Annotated in this window: 15 protein-coding genes; 10 read left to right on the top strand and 5 right to left on the bottom strand. The window is 59.0% G+C overall.

Features of this window, described 5'->3' with window-relative positions:
• Positions 1–37 precede the first annotated feature (37 nt).
• Together V8J63_RS06025 and V8J63_RS06020 are read left to right on the top strand one after the other, a co-directional pair.
• Complete coding sequence (locus tag V8J63_RS06025; RefSeq protein WP_016773746.1) at positions 38–2,191, top strand: mechanosensitive ion channel family protein; 2,154 nt, start codon at positions 38–40, stop codon at positions 2,189–2,191.
• A 63-nt stretch (positions 2,192–2,254) separates the two neighbouring features.
• Positions 2,255–3,589 (top strand): amidohydrolase, encoded by a 1,335-nt coding sequence (locus V8J63_RS06020; RefSeq protein ID WP_110645121.1) that lies wholly within the window; start codon positions 2,255–2,257, stop codon positions 3,587–3,589.
• A gap of 36 nt (positions 3,590–3,625) precedes the next feature.
• Here the strand turns inward: V8J63_RS06020 and phnR are convergent, their stop codons facing one another.
• Positions 3,626–4,339 carry a phosphonate utilization transcriptional regulator PhnR gene (phnR, locus tag V8J63_RS06015; RefSeq protein WP_336463751.1) on the bottom strand — a complete coding sequence of 238 codons (714 nt, stop codon included), beginning with the start codon at positions 4,337–4,339 and terminating at the stop codon, positions 3,626–3,628.
• Between the two features lie 352 nt (positions 4,340–4,691).
• On the opposite strand from phnR, the gene V8J63_RS06010 reads away from it, so the two are divergent.
• The 6 genes from V8J63_RS06010 (at position 4,692) to V8J63_RS05985 (ending at position 10,080) form a co-directional block, all read left to right on the top strand.
• Positions 4,692–5,759 (top strand): ABC transporter substrate-binding protein, encoded by a 1,068-nt coding sequence (locus V8J63_RS06010; RefSeq protein ID WP_336463750.1) that lies wholly within the window; start codon positions 4,692–4,694, stop codon positions 5,757–5,759.
• Between the two features lie 133 nt (positions 5,760–5,892).
• Positions 5,893–6,699, top strand: coding sequence for an alkaline phosphatase family protein (locus V8J63_RS06005; protein WP_336463749.1), 807 nt, complete (start codon positions 5,893–5,895; stop codon positions 6,697–6,699).
• Between the two features lie 5 nt (positions 6,700–6,704).
• The gene (locus V8J63_RS06000) at positions 6,705–7,541 is read left to right on the top strand and encodes an ABC transporter permease (RefSeq protein ID WP_161984092.1); all 837 of its coding nucleotides are present in this window, start codon (positions 6,705–6,707) and stop codon (positions 7,539–7,541) included.
• Complete coding sequence (locus V8J63_RS05995; protein ID WP_016773742.1) at positions 7,528–8,328, top strand: ABC transporter permease; 801 nt, start codon at positions 7,528–7,530, stop codon at positions 8,326–8,328. Before V8J63_RS06000 ends, V8J63_RS05995 begins: the two co-directional genes overlap by 14 nt.
• Complete coding sequence (locus V8J63_RS05990; protein ID WP_110601211.1) at positions 8,325–9,314, top strand: ABC transporter ATP-binding protein; 990 nt, start codon at positions 8,325–8,327, stop codon at positions 9,312–9,314. Before V8J63_RS05995 ends, V8J63_RS05990 begins: the two co-directional genes overlap by 4 nt.
• 112 nt (positions 9,315–9,426) lie before the next feature.
• Complete coding sequence (locus V8J63_RS05985) at positions 9,427–10,080, top strand: HAD family hydrolase (RefSeq protein WP_110645117.1); 654 nt, start codon at positions 9,427–9,429, stop codon at positions 10,078–10,080.
• Positions 10,081–10,177: 97 nt separating this feature from the next.
• Here the strand turns inward: V8J63_RS05985 and V8J63_RS05980 are convergent, their stop codons facing one another.
• Positions 10,178–11,140 carry a zinc-binding dehydrogenase gene (locus V8J63_RS05980; protein WP_110601207.1) on the bottom strand — a complete coding sequence of 321 codons (963 nt, stop codon included), beginning with the start codon at positions 11,138–11,140 and terminating at the stop codon, positions 10,178–10,180.
• 138 nt (positions 11,141–11,278) lie between these two features.
• On the opposite strand from V8J63_RS05980, the gene V8J63_RS05975 reads away from it, so the two are divergent.
• Together V8J63_RS05975 and V8J63_RS05970 are read left to right on the top strand one after the other, a co-directional pair.
• Positions 11,279–13,363 carry a carboxy terminal-processing peptidase gene (locus tag V8J63_RS05975; protein ID WP_336463748.1) on the top strand — a complete coding sequence of 695 codons (2,085 nt, stop codon included), beginning with the start codon at positions 11,279–11,281 and terminating at the stop codon, positions 13,361–13,363.
• Between the two features lie 118 nt (positions 13,364–13,481).
• Positions 13,482–15,263, top strand: coding sequence for a bifunctional diguanylate cyclase/phosphodiesterase (locus V8J63_RS05970; protein WP_336463747.1), 1,782 nt, complete (start codon positions 13,482–13,484; stop codon positions 15,261–15,263).
• Positions 15,264–15,374: 111 nt separating this feature from the next.
• Here the strand turns inward: V8J63_RS05970 and V8J63_RS05965 are convergent, their stop codons facing one another.
• The 3 genes from V8J63_RS05965 to V8J63_RS05955 form a co-directional block, all read right to left on the bottom strand.
• On the bottom strand, positions 15,375–15,770 hold the full coding sequence (locus V8J63_RS05965; protein WP_336463746.1) for a hypothetical protein: 396 nt from the start codon (positions 15,768–15,770) through the stop codon (positions 15,375–15,377).
• Positions 15,771–16,489: 719 nt separating this feature from the next.
• Positions 16,490–16,906 (bottom strand): hypothetical protein, encoded by a 417-nt coding sequence (locus V8J63_RS05960; RefSeq protein WP_166554571.1) that lies wholly within the window; start codon positions 16,904–16,906, stop codon positions 16,490–16,492.
• Positions 16,903–21,690: an RHS repeat-associated core domain-containing protein gene (locus tag V8J63_RS05955; RefSeq protein WP_336463745.1), complete on the bottom strand. Its 4,788-nt coding sequence runs from the start codon at positions 21,688–21,690 to the stop codon at positions 16,903–16,905. Before V8J63_RS05955 ends, V8J63_RS05960 begins: the two co-directional genes overlap by 4 nt.
• Positions 21,691–21,698: the final 8 nt, after the last annotated feature.

Raw genomic sequence — 21,698 nt, 5'->3', positions numbered from 1 at the left:
ACTCCAGCGCATCCGCCTATCGCGAGGTTGTCTTCTGGTGTTTGCTCGTCTTTTTGCTTTGCCCGGTCTGCTGCTTGTCTGCCTGATGACGCTGCTGCCGCTGGCACCCGCCCAGGCAGTCGGTCTGCCCGGCCTGCTCAACACTTCCAAACCGCAGCCTGAAGCCGTGGAACCCCTCGGCCAGTCCCTGGACGAAGTGATCAAGTCGCTGGAAAACGACAAGCAACGCGCGCAGCTGCTCAGTGATCTGAAGAAGCTGCGCGACGCCACGAAAAAAGCGCAGGCCACCCCGGAAGAAGGCGTGCTGGGCCTGATCGGCGGCACCCTCGCCAACTTCGAAAAACAGTTTTCCGGCGCCGACAGCCCGATTACCCGCTGGTCCAACGAATTCGATCTGGCCAAGGACGAACTGACCAGCAAGCTGCTGCCGGCCAATGAATGGCTGCCGATCATCTTCGGTTTCGCAGTGATCCTGATGGTCTGGAGCCTGCTCGCCGCCGCGCTGATCTGGCTCGGTCACCGCGTGCGTCTGCGCTTCGGCCTCACCGAAGAACTGCCGCAACACCCCAAGGCCCTCGACATGCTGCGCTTTGCCCTGCGCAAGCTCGGGCCGTGGCTGATCGCATTGGTGATCACGGTGTACATGAGCTACGTGCTGCCGTCATCACTGGGCAAAAGCCTGGCGATGGTGCTGGCGTATGCTTTGGTGGTCGGCACTTGTTTCTCGGCGATCTGCGTGATTGCCTTTTCCCTGCTCGACGGCCCGCACCGTCATCGCGCGCTGTACATTCTGCGTCATCAGGCGTTTCGGCCGCTGTGGCTGATCGGCAGCTTCGCCGCGTTTGGTGAAGCGCTGAGTGATCCGCGTCTGGTCGAGAGCCTGGGCGTGCATCTGGCGCACACCGCCGCGACCACTGCCAATGTGCTCGCGGCGCTGTCGACCGGCCTGTTCATTCTGCGATTCCGCCGACCGATCGCACACCTGATCCGCAACCAACCGCTGTCGCGGCGCCTGACCCGCCGCGCCCTCAGCGACACCATCGAAATCCTCGGCACCTTCTGGTACGTGCCGGCACTGGTGCTGGTCGGCATCTCGCTGTTCGCCACCTTCGTCTCCGCCGGCGACACCAGCACCGCCCTGCGCCAGTCGCTGATCTGCACGGTTCTGCTGGTGTTGTGCATGGTCATCAACGGCCTCGTGCGCCGCCATTCACTGAAACCGCAACGCGGGCCGAAACGCCATGCGCTGTACTCGGAGCGCCTGAAAAACTTCTTCTATACCCTGACGCATTTGCTGGTGTGGCTGATCTTCATCGAACTGGGCCTGCGCGTCTGGGGCCATTCGCTGATCGCGTTCGCCGAAGGCGATGGCCATGACATCAGCGTCAAACTGTTCAGCCTGATCGGCACGCTGATTTTCTCCTGGCTGATCTGGATCCTCGCCGACACCGCCGTGCACCACGCCCTCACCCGCTCGCGCAAGGGCCTGGCCAACGCCCGCGCGCAGACGATGATGCCGCTGATCCGCAACGTGCTGTTCGTGGCGATTTTCATCATCGCGCTGATCGTCGCCCTGGCGAACATGGGCATGAACGTCACGCCGCTGCTGGCCGGTGCCGGCGTGATCGGTCTGGCCATCGGCTTCGGTGCGCAGTCGCTCGTCGCTGACCTGATCACCGGCCTGTTCATCATCATCGAAGACTCGCTGGCCATCGACGACTACGTCGACGTCGGTGGCCACCTCGGCACCGTCGAAGGCCTGACCATCCGCACCGTGCGCCTGCGCGACATCGACGGCATCGTCCACACCATCCCGTTCAGCGAGATCAAAAGCATCAAGAACTACTCGCGGGAATTCGGCTACGCCATCTTCCGCGTCGCCGTGCCGTACAACATGGAAATCGACGACGCGATCAAACTGATGCGCGACGTCGGCCAAAAGATGCGCAGCGATCCGCTGCAACGCCGCAACATCTGGTCGCCGCTGGAGATTCAGGGCGTGGAAAGTTTCGAGTCCGGCAGCGCGATCCTCCGCGCACGGTTCAAGACTGCGCCGATCAAACAGTGGGAGGTTTCCCGGGCGTTCAATTTGTCGCTGAAAAGGCAACTGGATGAGGCGGGGCTGGATCTGGCGACGCCAAGGATGAGTGTGCAGGTGATTACTGCCGGCGGTGGTCAGCCGAAGGAATAGCACTCAGGCGCACGGTTGCAGTCACAGGCAAGGAAGCCCACAACAATAATCAAGGAGAAGCCCATGCAACTGACGCGCATTGCCCAGACCCTTTTGCTCACCTTGGTCGCCAGCCACGCCAGTGCCGCGACGATGGACAGCGCCCGCACGCGCATCGCCGAGCAGGCGCAGAAGCTCGAACCGGAGCTGCTGGAAACCCGCCGCGACCTTCACGCTCATCCAGAACTTGGCAACACTGAAAAACGCACCGCTGAACTGGTCGCCAAACAGCTGCAAGCCATGGGCCTGGAAGTGAAAACCGGCGTCGCCCGCACCGGCGTTGTAGCCGTGCTGAAAGGCGCCCTGCCCGGCCCGACCGTGGCCCTGCGCGCCGACATGGACGCGCTGCCGGTCAAGGAAGTCTCCGATTTGCCGTTCGCTTCGAAAGCCAAAGGCACGTATCTCGACAAGGAAGTCGACGTCATGCACGCCTGCGGCCACGACGCCCACACCGCCATCCTGCTCAGCGCAGCGAAAATTCTGACGGGCATGCGCGACACCCTGCCCGGCACCGTGGTGTTCTACTTCCAGCCCGCCGAAGAAGGCCCGAGCGACTTCATTCCCGACGGCAAAAATACCTGGGGCGCGAAGATGATGGTCGAGGAAGGCGTGATGAAATCGCCGAAACCCGACGCGGTGTTCGGCCTGCACGTCTGGGCGGGCGTCCCCGCCGGCCAGATCGCCTACCGCCCCGGCCCGACCCTGGCCAGCTCCGACGACCTGCGCATCAAGATCCACGGCAAACAAACCCACGCCGGCCGCCCCTGGGACGGCATCGACCCGATCACCGTCGGCGCACAAACCATCGTCGGCCTGCAAACCGTGGTCAGCCGCCGCACCGACATTTCCTCTTACCCGTCAGTGGTCAGCATCGGCACCATCAACGGCGGCACCCGCTACAACATCATCCCCGAATCGCTCGACATGACCGGCACGATCCGCTCCTACGACTACGGCATCCGCCAGAAACTGCACAGCGACGTACGCCAGACCATCGAGAAAATCGCCGAAAGCGGCGGCGCGAAAGCCGACGTCACCATCATCGAAAAATACGACCCGACCATTAACAACCCGGCACTGACCGAGAAAATGCTGCCGACATTGAAGTGGGCCGCCAAGGATGACGTGGTGCAGGGACCGCTGGTGGGCGGCGCGGAAGATTTCTCGTTCTTCGCCAAAGAAGCGCCGGGGTTGTTTGTGTTTCTTGGGGTGACGCCACGGGATCAGGACATGAGCAAGGCCGCGCCGAATCACAATCCGGGGTTCTTTGTCGATGAATCGGCGTTGGTGGTTGGAGTGAGGACATTGGCGTCGTTGGCGACGGATTATTTGTATGGGAATGCGGCGGTGGGCAAGTAGAGAGGGGGTGACTGTGGGGGCGCAGCGACCAGAAGATCAAACCACATCAACCCCTACGTGAATCGCATCATGCCGCCAAAACTCCAGATCACAATCGATCAACCGCCCATGCTGATCATAATTGACCCGAGCAATCCTCAGTCCCGGACTCCCCACCGACACCCGCAAAGCCGCCGCCGCATCGACAGATAAAGACGTAGGCACGATCTCAAACCGCACCCGCCCATAGTGCAAATCGAAATGCCGCGCATACAACTCGGTGATCGACTGATTCAAATCGAAATCAAGAATCCCCGGAAAAAACTGCGGATTCAGATAGTGCTCCACATACAACACCAGTCGCCCATCAATGCGCCGCGAGCGGCAAATCTGAATCACGCTCGACAACGCCGGCAGCTGCAACCACGCACACACCGCCGCCGAAGCCGGCTGCAACCGCGCCGAAATCACCTCGGTCGAAGGTTCGCGCCCCTGCGCACTGACCATGGCGTGGAAGTGACTGCGCTGCATGAGGTTATAAGCCAGACGCGGCGGCGACACGAACCAGCCACGCCGCTCCTCACGGTAAATCTGCCCCTGTGCCTCAAGCTGCAACAGCGCTTCCCGCACAGTGATCCGCGTCGTCCCGAACAACTCGCTGAGCTTGCGTTCAGCGGGCAGCTTGCTCCCGGCCGCCAGCAAACCGTGATTGATCTGCTCCTGCAGCACCTGGCCAATCGCTGTCACCGCTTTCGTTGCCTCATCGCGCATCAACGTTACCTATCTGGACTAGACCAGCACTGTTTCGGGGCAAATCCGAACGCCGATCAAAGCGCCTTCGTATGTTGCAAGCCTAGGCAGTGCAGATGACCGACAGATGACAAAACTACCGAACGGTCGCTTTCACGGCTTGCAATACATCGGCCAAGTCCCCTGCTCCACGGGCTTTTGAGCATGGTCTACGCTGATCTGGCACCTTCCTGATAATGGCTGGTGGAAGATCAGCCACGAGGCCATCGACATCAAAATGTCATCCAGCCGGCCTAAATTGGCTCAGGTATTGCTGACCTAGACCAACACCAACCGCAAATCGCAGCGTTGAACACGACCAAGGAGCTTCGGAATGAAACAGCTTTTCCTGGCAACACTGTTAGGCTCGACCATCGCTATGTGCACCGCCGCCATGGCGGCCGACACCGATCTGAAAACCCTCGAAGCCGCTGCGAAGGCGGAAGGCGCCGTGAACAGCGTCGGCATGCCCGATGACTGGGCCAACTGGAAAGGCACCTGGGAAGATCTGGCCAAGAAATACGGCCTGAAACACATCGACACCGACATGAGCTCGGCCCAGGAAATCGCCAAATTCGCCGCTGAAAAAGACAATGCCACCGCCGACATCGGCGACGTCGGCGCTGCCTTCGGCCCGATCGCGGTCAAGCAAGGCGTGGTGCAACCGTACAAACCAAGCACCTGGGATCAGATTCCGGACTGGGCCAAGGACAAGGACGGCAACTGGGCTCTGGCCTACACCGGTACCATCGCCTTCATCGTCAACAAGAAGCTACTGAACGGCTCCGACGTGCCGACCAAATGGGCTGACCTGAAGACCGGCAAATACAAGGTTTCCATCGGCGACGTGAGCACTGCAGCCCAGGCCGCCAACGGCGTTCTCGCCGCCGCACTGGCCAATGGCGGTGACGAGAAAAACATCAAGCCTGCCCTGCTGCTGTTCGCCGACCTCGCCAAACAGGGTCGCCTGTCGATGGCCAACCCGACCATCGCCACCATGGAAAAAGGCGAGATCGAAGTCGGCGTGGTCTGGGATTTCAACGGCCTCAGCTACAAAGCCAAGATGGCCAATCCGGATGACTACGTGGTGCTGATCCCGTCTGACGGCTCGGTGATTTCCGGCTACACCACGATCATCAACAAGTACGCGAAAAACCCCAACGCCGCCAAGCTGACCCGCGAATACATCTTCAGCGACGCCGGCCAGACCAACCTCGCCCGCGGCAACGCCCGGCCGATCCGCGCCGAACACCTGCAACTGCCGGAAGACGTGAAAGCCAAACTGCTGCCAAACGAGCAGTACAAGAAGGTCACGCCGGTCAAGGACGCCGACGCGTGGGAAAAGACCTCCAAAGCCCTGCCACAGCAGTGGAACGAAGAAGTCATCGTCGAGATGAAGTAATCCTTCATCTGTAGGAGCTGCCGAAGGCTGCGATCTTTTGATCTTGCCCTTTAAAAGCAACATCAAAAGATCGCAGCCTCCGGCAGCTCCTACACAGATTGGTTCCAGATTTGTTTTCGGAGTTCTCGCCCCTATGAAGCACAACATCATCCTTGTCGTGCTCGACGGCCTCAACTACGAGGTTGCGTGTCACGCCATGGGGCATCTGCAGGCTTATGTTGGCGCAGGACGCGCGGCGCTCTATCAACTGGAGTGCGAACTGCCGGCCCTGTCCCGACCGCTTTACGAATGTATTCTCACCGGCGTGCCGCCGATCGACAGCGGCATCGTCCACAACAATGTCTCGCGCTTGTCCAACCAGCGCAGCATCTATCACTACGCCCGCGATGCCGGGTTGAAAACCGCCGCTGCGGCGTATCACTGGGTCAGCGAGTTATATAACCGCTCACCGTTCGTGGCGGCGCGCGACCGCCACACCAACGATCCGACGCTGCCGATCCAGTACGGCCACTTCTACTGGAACGATCATTATCCGGATTCGCACCTGTTCGCCAACGCCGAAAGCCTGCGCCTGCGCCACGCGCCGGATTTCCTCCTGATCCACCCGATGAACATCGACGACGCCGGGCACAAGCACGGCCTCGACAGCTCTCAATACCGCAACAGCGCGCGCTCGGCTGACGTCACCCTCGCCGACTATCTGCAGAGCTGGCTCGACGCTGGTTATCAGGTATTGGTGACCGCCGACCACGGCATGAACAACGATCGCTCGCACAACGGCCTGCTGGCGGAAGAACGTCAGGTGCCGCTGTTCGTTCTCGGCAATGCGTTCAGCCTCAACCCTGACGCCACGCCGACGCAGACCGAGCTCTGCGGCACAATTTGCGAACTGCTCGGCGTACCCCACGACAAACCTGTGTGCCGGGAGCTGCTCAAGTGAATGCCATGAATCGCGGCAAATGGCTCGCGGCGCTGTGTCTGGTGCCCTTCGCGCTGTTCTTTATCGTCTTCGAAATCGCCCCGCTGGTCTGGGTGATGATCAACAGCCTGCAATCGGAAGAGTCCGGCTGGGGCCTGGCCAACTTCAGCAAGATCTTCGGTTCGAAGTTCTATCGGCAGGCGATCCAGTACAGCCTGGAGATCAGTTTCTGGTCGAGCGTATTCGGCATCATCATCGCCGTGCTGGGTGCATATTCACTACGCCGCGTCGATTCGAAGCTGCGCAACTTCGTGAATGCCTTCGCCAACATGACCAGCAATTTTGCCGGCGTGCCGCTGGCGTTCGCCTTCATCATCCTGCTCGGTTTCAACGGCAGCATCACCATCATGCTCAAGCAGTCGGGGATCATTCAGGACTTCAACCTGTATTCGAAAACCGGCCTGATCATCCTCTACACCTACTTCCAGATTCCCCTTGGCGTGCTCCTGCTCTACCCGGCTTTCGACGCCCTGCGTGAAGACTGGCGCGAGTCCGCCGCACTGCTCGGCGCCAACGGCTGGCAGTTCTGGCGGCACATCGGCCTGCCGGTGTTGACCCCGGCGTTGCTCGGCACGTTCGTGATCCTGCTGGCCAACGCCCTCGGCGCCTACGCCACGGTTTATGCGCTGACCACCGGCAATTTCAACGTTCTGCCAATCCGTATTGCGGCGATGGTCTCCGGCGACATTTCCCTGGACCCGAACCTGGCCAGCGCCCTGGCTGTGGTGCTCGTGGCGCTGATGACCATTGTCACCGTCGTGCATCAATTGCTGTTGAAGAGGAGCTACCATGTCTCGCGCTGAATCCGGCCCGGCCGGCCTCTACCACCGCGTCGTGGTTTATCTGCTGTTCGCCATTCTGCTGTTGCCGCTGCTGGGCACGCTGGTCTATTCGATCGCCAGCAGTTGGTCGGCAACGATTCTGCCCAGCGGTTTCACCTTCAAGTGGTACATCCAGCTGTGGAGCGATCCGCGCTTTCTGCATGCATTCGGTCAGTCGCTGATTGTCTGTGTCGGCGCGCTGGTGCTGTCGGTGGTGCTGATCCTGCCGTTGCTGTTCGTCGTGCATTACTACTTTCCGAAACTCGATGCGCTGATGAACATCCTCATCCTGCTGCCCTTCGCGGTACCGCCGGTGGTGTCCTCGGTGGGGCTGTTGCAGCTCTACGGTTCCGGGCCGATGGCGATGGTCGGCACACCGTGGATTCTGATCGGCTGCTACTTCACCGTGGCGCTGCCGTTCATGTACCGCGCGATCACCAACAACCTGCAAGCGATCAACCTGCGCGACCTGATGGACGCCGCGCAACTGCTTGGCGCCAGCACTTTTCAAGCGGCGTTTCTGGTGGTGCTGCCGAATCTGCGCAAAGGCCTGATGGTGGCGCTGCTACTGTCGTTCTCGTTCCTCTTCGGTGAATTCGTGTTCGCCAACATCCTCGTCGGCACCCGCTACGAAACCCTGCAGGTGTACCTGAACAACATGCGCAACAGCAGCGGCCACTTCACCAGTGCGCTGGTCATTTCGTATTTCTTTTTCGTGCTGGTCCTGACCTGGATCGCCAACATCTTGAACAAGGACAAAAGCGAATGAGCTACGTCAGCGTCCAACACCTGCAGAAAAGTTATGCCGGCACCACGGTGTTCAGCGACATCGATTGCGAAATCAACAAAGGCGAGTTCGTCACCCTGCTCGGCCCGTCCGGGTGCGGCAAGTCGACTTTGCTGCGTTGCATCGCCGGGCTGACCCCGGTGGATGGCGGCAAGATCCTCCTCGACGGCGTCGACATCGTGCCGTTGAGCCCACAGAAACGCGGGATCGGCATGGTCTTTCAGAGCTATGCACTGTTCCCCAACATGACCGTCGAACAGAACGTCGCCTTCGGCCTGCGCATGCAAAAGGTCAACGCCGATGACAGCCACAAGCGCGTGGCAGAAGTGTTGAAACTGGTTGAACTGCACGACTTCGCCAGCCGCTATCCGCATCAACTGTCCGGTGGTCAGTGCCAGCGCGTCGCCCTCGCCCGCTCACTGGTAACCCGCCCGCGCTTGTTGCTGCTGGATGAGCCGCTGTCGGCGCTCGATGCACGGATTCGCAAGCACTTGCGCGAACAGATCCGTCAGATCCAGCGCGAACTCGGCCTGACCACGATCTTCGTCACCCATGATCAGGAAGAAGCGCTGACCATGTCGGACCGGATTTTCCTGATGAATCAGGGAAAGATCGTCCAGAGCGGCGACGCCGAAACCCTCTACACCGCGCCGGTCGATGTATTTGCCGCCGGCTTCATCGGCAACTACAACCTGCTCGACGCCGAGGCTGCGTCGAAGCTGTTGCAACGGCCGATCAACCACCGCATCGCCATCCGTCCGGAGGCCATCGAACTGAGCCTTGACGGCGAACTCGACGCGCAGATCCGCAGCCACAGCCTGCTCGGCAACGTCATTCGCTATCGCGTCGAAGCACGCGGCGTGGAACTGGTGGTCGATGTGCTCAACCGCTCCGCCGCCGATCTGCATCCCGACGGACAGCGCCTGGCACTTTCCATCGATCCAACGGCCTTGTGCGAAGTAGCATAAAAGCAGCTGCAAGCTTCGAGCTACAAGCTTCAAGTTGTAGACTGCGGCGTACTTGATTCCAATTCTTGCAGCTTGAAGCCTCATGGCTTGAAGCTGTTCTCGGAGAGAACCGATGGCTTTGGCAATTTTTGATCTGGACGAAACGTTGATCCACGGCGACTGCTCCTCGCTATGGAGTGAGCAGATGGTCCGCCTCGGCTGGGTCGATGGCGAGTCGTTCATGCAGCGCGACAAGGAACTGATGGATGCCTACGGCCGCGGACATCTGGCGATGGAAGACTATATGGCCTTCAGTCTCGAACCATTGATAGGCCGCACCCCTGAGGAAATCGAGCACTTGGTTGGCCCGTGGGTGGAAGATTTCATCGAGCCGATCATCTTCAGCGACGCGACCAAAACCATCGCCGCCCACCGCAAGGCCGGCGACCGGATTCTGGTGATCTCGGCATCCGGTGCGCACTTGGTTCGCCCGATCGCTGATCGTCTGGGCATCGACGAGATATTGGCCATCGACCTGGAAGTCGCCCATGGCGTGTACAGCGGCAACACCGTCGGCACCCTGACTTACCGCGAAGGCAAGATCACCCGCTTGCTGGAATGGCTGGATGCCGAAGAAGAAAACCTCGAAGGCGCGAGTTTTTATTCCGATTCGCGCAATGACTTGCCGCTGCTGTTGAAAGTGGATTTTCCACACGTGGTCAATCCGGATCCGGTGCTACTCGAGCACGCCGAAAAGGCCGGCTGGCCGATCCACCTCTGGAAATAAAAAGCAAAAGATCGCAGCCTTCGGCAGCTCCTACTTTTGGAATGCGTGCCTCTGTAGGAGCTGCCGACGGCTGCGATCTTTTGACCTTGTTTTGCTGTCAGCTCAAACCCTCATCGATCACCAACACCAACTTGCCCGCCACCGTATTGCTCGCCAGTTCGGCAAACGCTGCTTCGGCATCCTTCACCGCAAACGCTTTGGCCAATTGCGGACGCAAGCGGCCCTCGGCAAACAGCGGCCAGACATGCTGGCCCAGATCACTGAGCAGATCGGCCTTGAACTGATCGCCACGACTGCGCAACGTTGAACCGAGCAGTTGCACACGCTTGGCCAACACCTGCGCCAGATCCAGTTTCGCCTCGCGCCCGCCCATCAAACCGATCAGCACCCAACGCCCGTCCAGCGCCATCAGCTTGAGGTTCAATGCTGAATAATTGCCGCCCACCGGATCGAGAATCACGTCGAACGGCCCGAAGTCGCGCAGGCTCTCCAGATCATCGGTACGCACCACGCCGCCCTGCGCACCCAGCGCTTCGCAGTAAGCCAGGCGCTCGGCGGAACCGACGCTGACCCAGCACGGGTTACCGAAGGCTTTGCACAGCTGAATGGCGGCTGAACCGATTCCACTTGCGCCGGCGTGCAGGAGAATTTTCTCACCGGGTTTCAGCGCTGCAAGTTGAAACACATTCAGCCAGACGGTGGCGTACACCTCGGGCAATGCCGCCGCCTCGATCAGCGAAACACCTTCGGGCACCGGCAGCACGTGCCGTCCGTCGACGACCACCTCTTCGGCCATGCCGCCCCCGGCCAGCAAGGCGCAAACCCGGTCGCCGACTTGCCAGGACGAGCCCGCACCGACTTCGCTGATCACCCCGGAGCACTCAAGACCAAGCACTTGGCTGGCCCCGGGTGGCGGCGGATAAAGCCCTGCTTTCTGTAATAAATCGGCGCGATTGAGGCCGGCTGCCGCCACCCGGATGCGGACTTGTCCTACATCGCACGTAAGACTCGGCTCTTCAACCCATGCCACTTGACCTTCAACGCCTTGCAATGCCTTCACACTGCCTCCATAGTGAGTCTGGACTGAGCCCGAAGCTGTAGCGCCGGGCTTTTTGCATTATGCGACCGGCTCTCAAAGAACCGGCGACTTCAAAGACGGCCTAATATGCGTTATCAATTGTCCCCGCGTCGAATCAGCATGAAGCATCTGCTCCCCAGCACCGCCCTCGCTCTTTTCATCGGTATCGGCCTGTTGCCGGTGTCGGGCACCACATTCGCAGCCAACAGCTGGGACAAGTTGCAGCCTGATCGCGATGAAGTCATCGCCAGCCTGAACGTCGTCGAGTTGCTCAAGCGTCACCACTACAGCAAGCCGCCGCTCGACGATGCGCGCTCGGTGATCATCTACGACAGCTACATCAAGCTGCTCGACCCGTCGCGCAGCTATTTCATGGCCAGCGATATCGCCGAATTCGACAAGTGGAAGACGCAGTTCGACGACTTCCTCAAAAGCGGCGACCTCAACGCCGGGTTCACCATCTACAAGCGCTATCTGGACCGCGTCAAGGCGCGTCTGGACTTCGCCCTTGCCGAGCTGAACAAAGGCGTCGACAAGATGGACTTCAACACCAAGGAGACCTTGCTGATCGATCGCAAGGACGCGCCTTGGCTCAAGTCCACCGCAGAACTCGACGACCTGTGGCGCAAACGCGTCAAGGACGAAGTGCTGCGCCAGAAGATCGCCGGCAAAGACCCGAAGCAGATCCAGGAAACCCTGACCAAGCGCTACAAGAATCAGCTGGCGCGTCTGGACCAGACCCGTGCCGAAGACATCTTCCAGGCGTACATCAACACCTTCGCCATGTCCTACGACCCGCACACCAATTATCTGTCGCCGGATAACGCGGAAAACTTCGACATCAACATGAGCCTGTCCCTCGAGGGCATCGGTGCCGTGTTGCAGAGCGACAACGATCAAGTGAAGGTCGTGCGTCTGGTGCCGGCAGGCCCGGCGGACAAGACCAAGCAGGTCGCTCCGGCCGACAAGATCATCGGCGTTGCCCAAGGCAATAAAGAGATGGTCGACGTGGTCGGCTGGCGCCTGGACGAAGTGGTCAAACTGATTCGCGGTCCGAAAGGCACCGTGGTGCGCCTGGAAGTGATCCCGGCGAGCAATGCGCCGAACGATCAGACCACCAAGATCGTGCCGATCACCCGTGAAGCGGTGAAGCTCGAAGACCAGGCCGTGAAGAAGTCGATCCTCAGCCTGAAACAGGACGGCAAGGACTACAAACTTGGCGTGATCGAGATCCCGGCCTTCTACCTCGATTTCAAGGCATTCCGTGCCGGCGATCCGGACTACAAGAGCACCACTCGCGACGTCAAGAAGCTGCTCACCGAGCTGCAGAAGGACAAAGTCGACGGCGTGGTCATCGACCTGCGCAACAACGGCGGCGGCTCCCTGCAGGAAGCCACCGAACTGACCAGCCTGTTTATCGACAAAGGTCCGACCGTGCTGGTGCGTAATGCCGATGGCCGTGTCGACGTCCTCGAGGACGAAAACCCGGGCGCGTTCTACAAAGGCCCGATGGCGCTGCTGGTCAACCGCCTGTCCGCCTCGGCCTCGGAAATCTTCGCCGGCGCCATGCAGGACTACCACCGCGCGCTGATCATCGGTGGTCAGACCTTCGGCAAAGGCACCGTGCAGACTATTCAGCCGCTGAACCATGGCGAACTGAAACTGACCCTGGCCAAGTTCTACCGTGTCTCCGGGCAGAGCACCCAGCATCAGGGCGTACTGCCGGACATCGACTACCCGTCGCTGATCGACACCAAGGAAATCGGTGAAAGCGCCCTGCCGGAAGCCATGCCGTGGGACACCATCCGCGCGGCGATCAAACCAGCGGCCGATCCGTTCAAGCCGTTCCTCGCCCAGCTGAAGTCCGAACATGACGCGCGCACCAACAAGGATGCCGAGTTCGTGTTCATCCGCGACAAGCTGGCCCTGGCGCAGAAACTGATGGAAGAAAAAACCGTCAGCCTCAACGAAGCCGATCGTCGTGCCCAGCACGCCGACATCGACGCCAAGCAGCTGGCGATGGAGAACATCCGTCGCAAGGCCAAAGGCGAAGAACCGCTCAAAGAGCTGAAGAAAGAAGACGAAGACGCACTGGCCGCTGCCGAGCTGGACAAAGTCAAACCGGAAGACGATGCCTACCTGAGCGAAACCGGGCGCGTGCTGCTGGATTACCTGAAACTGAGCAATCAGGTGGCCAAGAAGTAAGTGATGGCAATTTAGTGCTGACGATCCCCGGATCGTCATCAAACAGTCATCATTCTGTCGTGCAATAAAGGACCGGGAGCAAGCGCTCCCGGTCCTTTTTTTATCGCCAGAGACTGCCATGACCACGACCGAACAGCTGAGCGCGTTGAGCTCGATCCTGACTCAAAGCGGTTTACACAGCCTGTTCCAGCCGATCATCTGTCTTTCCGAACGCCGCATTCTCGGTTACGAAGCCCTGACCCGTGGCCCGTCCAACAGCCCTCTTCACTCGCCGATTGCCCTGTTCGCCGTGGCGCGACAGGCTGGCCGATTGAGCGAACTGGAGATCGCCTGCCGGCAAAGCGCCTGTCGCCGCTTCAATGAGCAGCAACTGCCCGGCAAGCTGTTCCTCAACGTCTCGCCGGAATCCTTGCTCGAAGCCGCGCACCAACCCGGACGAACGTTGCAACTGCTGCAGGACTTGGGCATTGCGCCGAGCCAGGTGGTCATCGAGCTCACCGAGCAGACCCCGATCGATGACTTTCAGTTGCTGCAAACCGCTCTGCATCACTATCGGGCGATGGGTTTTTCCATTGCGCTGGACGACTTGGGTGCAGGGTATTCGAGCCTGCGCCTGTGGTCGGAATTGCGTCCGGATTACGTGAAGATCGACCGGCATTTCATTGATGGCATTCATCAGGATGCGTTGAAAAGAGAGTTTGTCGGCTCGATCCTGCAAATCGCCAAAGCGTCCCGCGCGCAGGTGATTGCCGAGGGCATCGAGTTGCCGGAAGAACTCGCGGTGCTGACTGAAATGGGCGTCGACCTGGTGCAGGGCTACCTGCTCGGCCGCCCTCAGGAACATCCATCCCGCGACGCTCGCGCCTTAATGCCCAAACACGATAGCAGCGCCGTCGCGCTGAATGACGAAGGCAGCGACCTCAGCGCCCTGCTCAACGACCAGCCCGCCGTGCAACGCGATACGCCCACCGCGACGGTACTGGAAGCCTTCCGCCGCCAGGCCAACCTCAATTCGCTCGCCGTGCTCGACGAACAAGGCCAGCCCTGCGGCATCGTCCATCGCCACTCGCTGTCGGACGCACTGCTCAAACCGTTTGCCACCGATCTGTTCGCGCGCAAACCGATCAGCCGCCTGATGAACGATGATTTCCTCGCCGTGGAAATCAGCCAGTCGCTGCAGCAAGTCAGCCGCTTGATCACCAGCCGCGCCCGCCAGCGCATCGAAGAAGACTTCATCATCACACTCAACGGCAGTTACCTCGGCCTCGGCCGGGTGATCGACGTGCTGAAACTGATCACCGAACTGAAAATCCAGCAAGCACGCTACGCCAATCCCCTCACCTTGCTCCCGGGCAACGTACCGATCCAGCAATGCCTCACCCGCCTGCTGCAACAGGCCCGCGAGTCGATCATCTGCTACGTCGACATCGACAGCTTCAAACCCTTCAACGACATCTACGGCTATGGCCGTGGCGACGAAGTCCTGCTCTGCCTCGCCCAATGCCTCAACGAACGCATCGACCCCACCCGCGACTTCGTCGGCCACATCGGCGGCGACGACTTCCTCCTCGTCCTCGGCCCCGAAGACTGGCGCAAACGCCTCAACCAACTGCTCGACGACTTCCAAAACCAATGCCGCCGCTTCTATCGGCCTGAACACCTTGAGGCAGGATGTTTTATTGCGCCGAATCGCCAGGGTGTGCGGCAGGAGTTTGCGTTGTTGTCGTTATCGATTGGGGTGGTGCATCTGCGGCCTGAAGCTTGCGCAACGCTTGATGCCAGCCAGCTTGCGGAGATGGCTTCGCAGGCTAAGCATCATGCGAAGGGGGTTGTGGGGTTTAGTGTGTATTTGCTCGATGCTGCAGCGCCTCCGGCCCAGACATCACAGCTAGTTGGTTAAACCCCAGCACAGTAGCGCATCATGAACTCCATTTAGTTCACAATCATAATCTAGCGATCACATGCCCCTCTTTCAAGACACGGAAGGGTAGTAAGTAGTCACGACTAATTCTCAATCTATCGGATAGTCGCAAGCCCAAGGGGGAACGAACAACTCTGGATTGATCCCATTCAATTCAAGAAAGGCATATATTTCGTCCTCCGTCTCCATTTTTTTCAGTTTTGTAATTGTGGTATCGCTAGCACCAAAACTATCTCTGGTTTCCAAAATATGAACTGGCACGGTGAGCTCAATGAAGACGAACTTAGAGCTCTTGGAGTCCTCAAGGAAGTCGTAATAGCGTTCTCCTGGGTGCCTATCCATAAAATTCAAGTGATACACAGCATAAATGGCAGCCCATTTCCGAAGCGAACGATCATGCGAAGGCATCTCTTGGGCTATCTCTGTGTAATTTCTAGCTTCCAGCCCCCACCATACTTTTCTAGAAATCACTTTGTAAATGCTCATTTTTCCGTTTGATGAGGCTCGCCCCATATTACTCTCGTGTGAATTCGTTAGCTCACAGACTCCATCAACATCGCGTTGTGTGCTCTACGCCGGCGGTGGCAATGGACTAATCAAATCGGATACCCGCACCGCCATGGGGGGCAGAATAATTCCGGATTGATCGCGAGCCGTTCCAAAACCGTATAGATATCCTCCTCAGAATTAACGGGCACAAAGTTTAATATCACGACATCCCGATCATCAATACCATCGCTAGAGCCAATTTCCTTAATAGCCAAAGTAAACACTACAATCGAAAACCTAAACTTTTTCGATTTATGAATAAAATCGTAATATTGATGCGTATCACCTGAGAATGAATATTTGTAATTAGCATATATTGAGACCCATTTTCGACTCGAGTGGTCTTTGCACGGAAGTTCTTGTGCAACATTGTCATAGCTCGTCCCTTCGAGTCCATACCATACGCTACGAGCGATTTTCTTCTGCTGTTTCATTTTTGAAGTGAAAATGAGTTTGGCCAGTAAAACATGGAGTATCGGATCGGTAGACTATGGCTTGAAATATTTCTTGCTTATTAAAACTCGTTTCCACCAAGTCGTCCCAACATTGTAAGAGCGTGAAAAATTTAAGCAGCAGCTAATTTATCAATTCTGAGCAACCGCCTAACTTGACGCCCCTTTCACCAACAGACTATAACCCTCACATTCTAATGGCAATCACCATGTAGACCTATCTTCGCGAGCAGCCTTATCAATATCCTCCCTCCAAATTTCAGCAGCTAAACGGTACACATCCGAAAAAAAACAGCGGGGACTCTCCAACGAATACCATTCTGCCCTAGGCCAACTGCAGGTTTCGCTTTCATCAATATCGAATAAGCTTTCAAAGTCATAGGCCGAATCGCTTAGCGCTTCTTCTAACGCCTCGAACAAAACGAACTTATGCCTGTATGAAAGATAGGGCAAGTTCAAACAATACTTCCTTATTAGCCTTTCTCTATCCTCTGATATATCTGGATTATATGCGCCCAGCTCTATGCCGAGAGTTTCCTCCCGATCATAAACATCCAAGACACCAATAAACCAAGTAAACCTTGGCTTAAAAAGTTCGTCCAAATACGGATCTTTAATCATAATTTCTTCTCCGAGGGATAACCCGTGAATGGCTCTTGGGTGTTGATTTTATCGAATTTAACCTCAAACCAATTCATATTTTCATTCAAAATCGGGTTTTCAGGATCGTTCCTATTCGGCTTCCAGCCACGCCCTGCGCCGGGCAACTCCAACCTGACAATTGGAGTCTCATTGTGATCTTTACCAGTATGTCTGATTAAGCCATGTTTATCTTTCGTCATCGCCTTGTTCAATGCTCCCAAATGCATGCGCCAGTTATGAAACTGTGAGCTGGGATTTCCCCTTGGAGGAAATGGAGTGATTCCAGTGTGAGGATCAGTGCCATCGATAGCGCGCTGTTTTAGAGCATGATCAGGAATTTCGGGTCCGTGTTTCCTTACCGTGTGCATGTCATAACGTTCTTCGTACTCATAAACGCGCCGTTTCGCATTCTCCTCAGCCACTTCATCAATCCTCGCCCGTCGTTCCTGCGCCGTCATCTTTGGCAGCGGGGGCGCCCCCTCTTCGACGACCACGCGACCAGCCTCGTATCGCATCGGACGTCGCGGCGCTGACGGTGGACAAATGCAACTCAACCCCAACGGATCCACCCACCCCGTCGGATTCGGCACGTACTGGTACTGATTCAACCCACCCGCGAGCTTCACCGGATCCGGCGTCAGATACCGCCCAAGCCTCGGGTCGTAATACCGATGCCGGTTGTAGTGCAGCCCACTTTCAACATCGAAATACTGCCCCTGAAACCGCAGCGGTTGGTCGAGGTAATCCTCGCCAGCGAGGGTGACGGCGGCGACTTTGCCGTAGGCGTCGTATTGCGCGGACCAGACGATTTCGCCGCTGTAGTCGGTGAGTTCCTGCGGGGTGCCGAGGTGGTCGAGTTGGTAGTAGAACGGGCAGGCTTTTTTCGGGCCTTTGCCGTCGAGCATCGCGAGTGGGCGGAAGGTGCCGGGTTCGTAGAGGAAGCTGCGGTATTGCGTGGTGCTGCTTTCGGCGACGAGGTGTTCGCCTTGCCAGAAAAATTCGGTGACGGCGCCGTCGACGGTTTTGCGGATACGGCGGCCGAAGGCGTCGTAGTGATAAGTGGCGGTCTGGCCGTCGGGGCGGGTCAGGCCGATCAGGCGGTGCTGGCAGTCGTAGCGGTATTCGGTGACCAGGGTCTGGCCGTGGCCACGGCGTTCGCGGACCAGGTTGCCGAAGGCGTCGTAGTCGTAATGACGATCGCCCTGCATCAACAGGCGATTGCCCTTGATCTGCGCAGGGCCGGGGCGGTCCTGCATCAGCAGGTTGCCGGCCGGGTCATGGGCGAAGGATTCGGGCAGTTCGTCGCGTGAGTGACGTACGCGGATCAACCGGTCGAGGGCGTCGTAGCCGTAGGTGCGCTGGCCGTGGCGGCTGTCGGCAATGTGCTCGAGATTGCCGTTGGCGCTGTAGGCATAATCGCGGCGGTACAGCGAGGCGTGGCGATGGCCTACAGCGTGGGCGAGCAAGCGGCCCTGATCGTCGTAGGAGTATTCGCTGAGCAGCAGACCCTGCTGGCGTTGCTGTTCGCGACCGGACTGATAAACATGCCGGGTCAGCGGCGTGCCGTTGAGGTCGATGGCTGACAGCGCACCGCCCTTGGCGTAGTGATAGTCGAGCTTGCTGTTGTCCGGCAGGCGCATCCGCTTGAGCTGGCCGCAGGCGTCATAGGCGTAGCGCAAGGTGCCCCAGCCCTGATGCACGGTGATCAGCCGATCCTGACGGTCATACTCGAAGGCCAGCGGATGGTTCTGGCCGTCGTCAACGGCAACTAACCGGCCAAGGCGATCATAGTCATAACGTACCTTGATCCCATCGGGCAGGGTCTTGACCAGCAAACGTCCAGCCGCGTTGCGCTCGTACCGGGTGACCAGCGATAAACCCTGCTCGCCGAACTCGGTCTTTTCCAGCAAATGACCATTGAGGTCGTAGACGTAAGCCGTGCGCCGCCCATCAAACCCGGTTTCCTGTCGAATCAGCCCGGTCGGCGTGTAATCCAGTCGGTACTTTTCGCCCGATTCGTTTTCAATCTCGGTCAGCAACAGCCGCGCATGGTCATAGCGGTACTGCACGCGGGTGCCGTCAGGATTGATCCGCCGCGAGACCAGGTGCAAATCATCGTCATATTCATAGCGGGTGATGCGCCCGAGTTCATCGCGCTCAGCGGTGATCTGCCCGTAGGCGCCATAGCTGTAGGCGCGCGTGCTGCCCGTAGGAGAAGTCGTCAGGATCAGTCGGCCGGCCGCGTCCCACTGCTGACGACTGACGACACCAAATTCGTCCTGGGTGGTAATCCGCCGGCCCAGCGCATCGTAGGAAAAGCGCCGCACGCCGCCATCGGGCAGGGTTTCTTCGATGAGCTGGCCGAGCTCGTTCCACACCCAGCGGTGGCGGCTGCTGTCCGGATAACGCAGCGACAGCAATTGCCCGCGCAGGTTGTAGTAGTAATGGGTGACCTGGCCGTCGGGATCGACCGCTTCGGTGACGGCGCCTTCAGCGTTGCGCCGGTAGATCCACACCGCATCACCACGGCAACGCTTGTAGAGAAAACCGTTGCGGTACTCGTAGGACGTTGGTGCATCGTCCGGTGGAATCAGCGCGATCAGCCGTCCGACCTCGTCGTAGCGGTATTCGGTAACCGCGCCCAACGCATCCTGCTCGGCGATCAAGCGCCCCTGCTGGTCATAGGCCTTGAGCTGCTCGCCACCATCGGCCGCAACCTGGCGCACCAGCCGCGCGCGCTCGTCGTGGACGTAGACTTCTTCGGTACCGTCGACGTAATGCACGGTCACGCTGGCGTCGTCATCGTTCCAGACGTAACGGGTGTTCATCTGCGAGAACGACGCCCAGTGGCGCACGCAGCGCGCCGCTTTGCCCTCGCGCTGCCACTCCCAGAAGAAGCTCGCGCCGCCGGTCAACTGGCGCTGGAGGATGACGTGGTGGTCGTCGTAGTCGTAGCGCTCGCTGTCGCCCACCGCGTTGGTTGCGACCAGCAGGCGTTGCCGGGCATCGAAGCTGTAGGTGGCGAGGTTTTGCTCGGTGATCCACTCGCCCTGGATAAAGACTTGGTAATCGATCGCCACCAGCTGCGCGCGGTCATAGCGCAACAGCAATGAGCGGCCGGCGCCATTGTCCAGACGCTGAATGCGGTCGGAGCGATCCCGTTGCAGGGTCAGACGATTGCCGTAGACATCGCTGATTGCGGTCAGCCGGCCGGCGCGAAAGTGATAGAACCGCGCGCTGTCACCGGCCAACGCCAGAATCAGTTCTTCCGGCTCATCGCCAAGAAAGATCGCCGCCCGCGACAGGCTGTTGTGAATCGCCGGACGCGCGACATTGGGCAAGGGAAAGCGGGTTCGGCGGTTCTCATGATCGATCCAGATCACGCCATCGCCGTCGAAGGCCAGGCGATGCGCCAGCGTATGGCTCCAGCCGAAACCCAGGCCGATGTCGATCTCGACCGCGCTGCTGCGGTACAAGCGGGTGAATTCGAAGGGCAACACGCCATCAAGCACGGCGTCGGTCAGGGTCAGCAGTTCTTCGCCGGTGACCATCGACACCGGGCAGCCGTTTTTGCAGGTTTTGGGCACGCAATCGGCGGCATCGCCGTTGGGGTTCTTTGCTTGGTCGGGCGCGTCGTCGTGTGGCTCGTCCTTCTTCAACATGGCGTTGCGCTTGGCATCCCAGCGCAATTGCATCCGGCCCTTTTTCACCCCGGCGGCGATGCCCCGCGCGGCAACGGCTTTGTAGCGGTCGACGTATTCAATAAAGGCGTTGACGATGCTGAACAGCGCCTTGACCAGACGCTTGGCGACGTTGAACAGCTGCGTTGCGCGGTCAGCCAGACGCAGCGTCAGATAAGCGATCCCCGCCCCCGCTCCGACAAACGTCAGCACCACGCTGATCAACACATCGATGATCAGTTGCACGATCATCATCGACGCCACTTCAGCAGACTTGCCGGCAACCTCGCTGGGCGGCAGCATGTCCAGCCACAGGCTCGCCGACCGCAGCAGCAAGCACATCGCCGCTTCGTCACTGACCAGCAACTGCAGCTTTTCCATAAGATCCGGAGCGGTCTGCGCCAGCTCGATCAGCTCAGCCGCGCCGCTGCCTAGACGCTCGGCAAACTTGCCGGGGTCCTGGAGGATTTCCGAGAGCAGACCGAGGCTGTCCCATACCCCTTCGATGGCCGCCCAACTGCCGGCGAGCATGCCGTTGCTGGCTGCGGTCGCCACCGACTGTGACCACTGCGGCTTGAAACCTTGCCACTCGCTACGCAGCCAGCGCTCAAGTTCGCCGGTCAAACCGTCGTAGGATTTGAACAGCTCGTCGACTTGACTGGAGGTGACAGCGCTGTGGACCAGAACGCGGTAGAACTTGCCCTCGTCGCCTCTGAACTCGCCCTTGCCCTGCTGATCAAGGGTGACCGGCGCGGTTTTGCCGCTATCCACGTCGACCACATCGACGGAAATGTTGCCCAGCGGGATGTCGTAGACCGATTCGAACTTGCTCTCGATTTGCATCAGCCCGCCGTGCGGGCACTGGACGACGCTGGAGGAAAATTCGTCGTCGCTGCTGCTGACCGACGTACTGCTATCGCCGAAGCGGATGATCCGCTCCATACCCACCAGCGATGGCAGGTCTGCTGCCTCGCTGATCTGGTCCGCCCTGCGACTGAGCCAGTGATCAAGCTGTTTGCGGTAGAGGCTGAGCGTTTGCGGAAAGCTGTCGAGTTCCTGCTCGATGCGCGCGATGGCTTGCATCAACACAC

It is taken from the genome of Pseudomonas sp. CCNWLW23, from assembly GCF_037095675.1.
Lineage (GTDB): Bacteria > Pseudomonadota > Gammaproteobacteria > Pseudomonadales > Pseudomonadaceae > Aquipseudomonas > Aquipseudomonas atacamensis.
The sequence above is the reverse complement of the archived record's forward strand: the minus strand, read 5'-3'. Positions and strand labels throughout refer to the sequence as shown.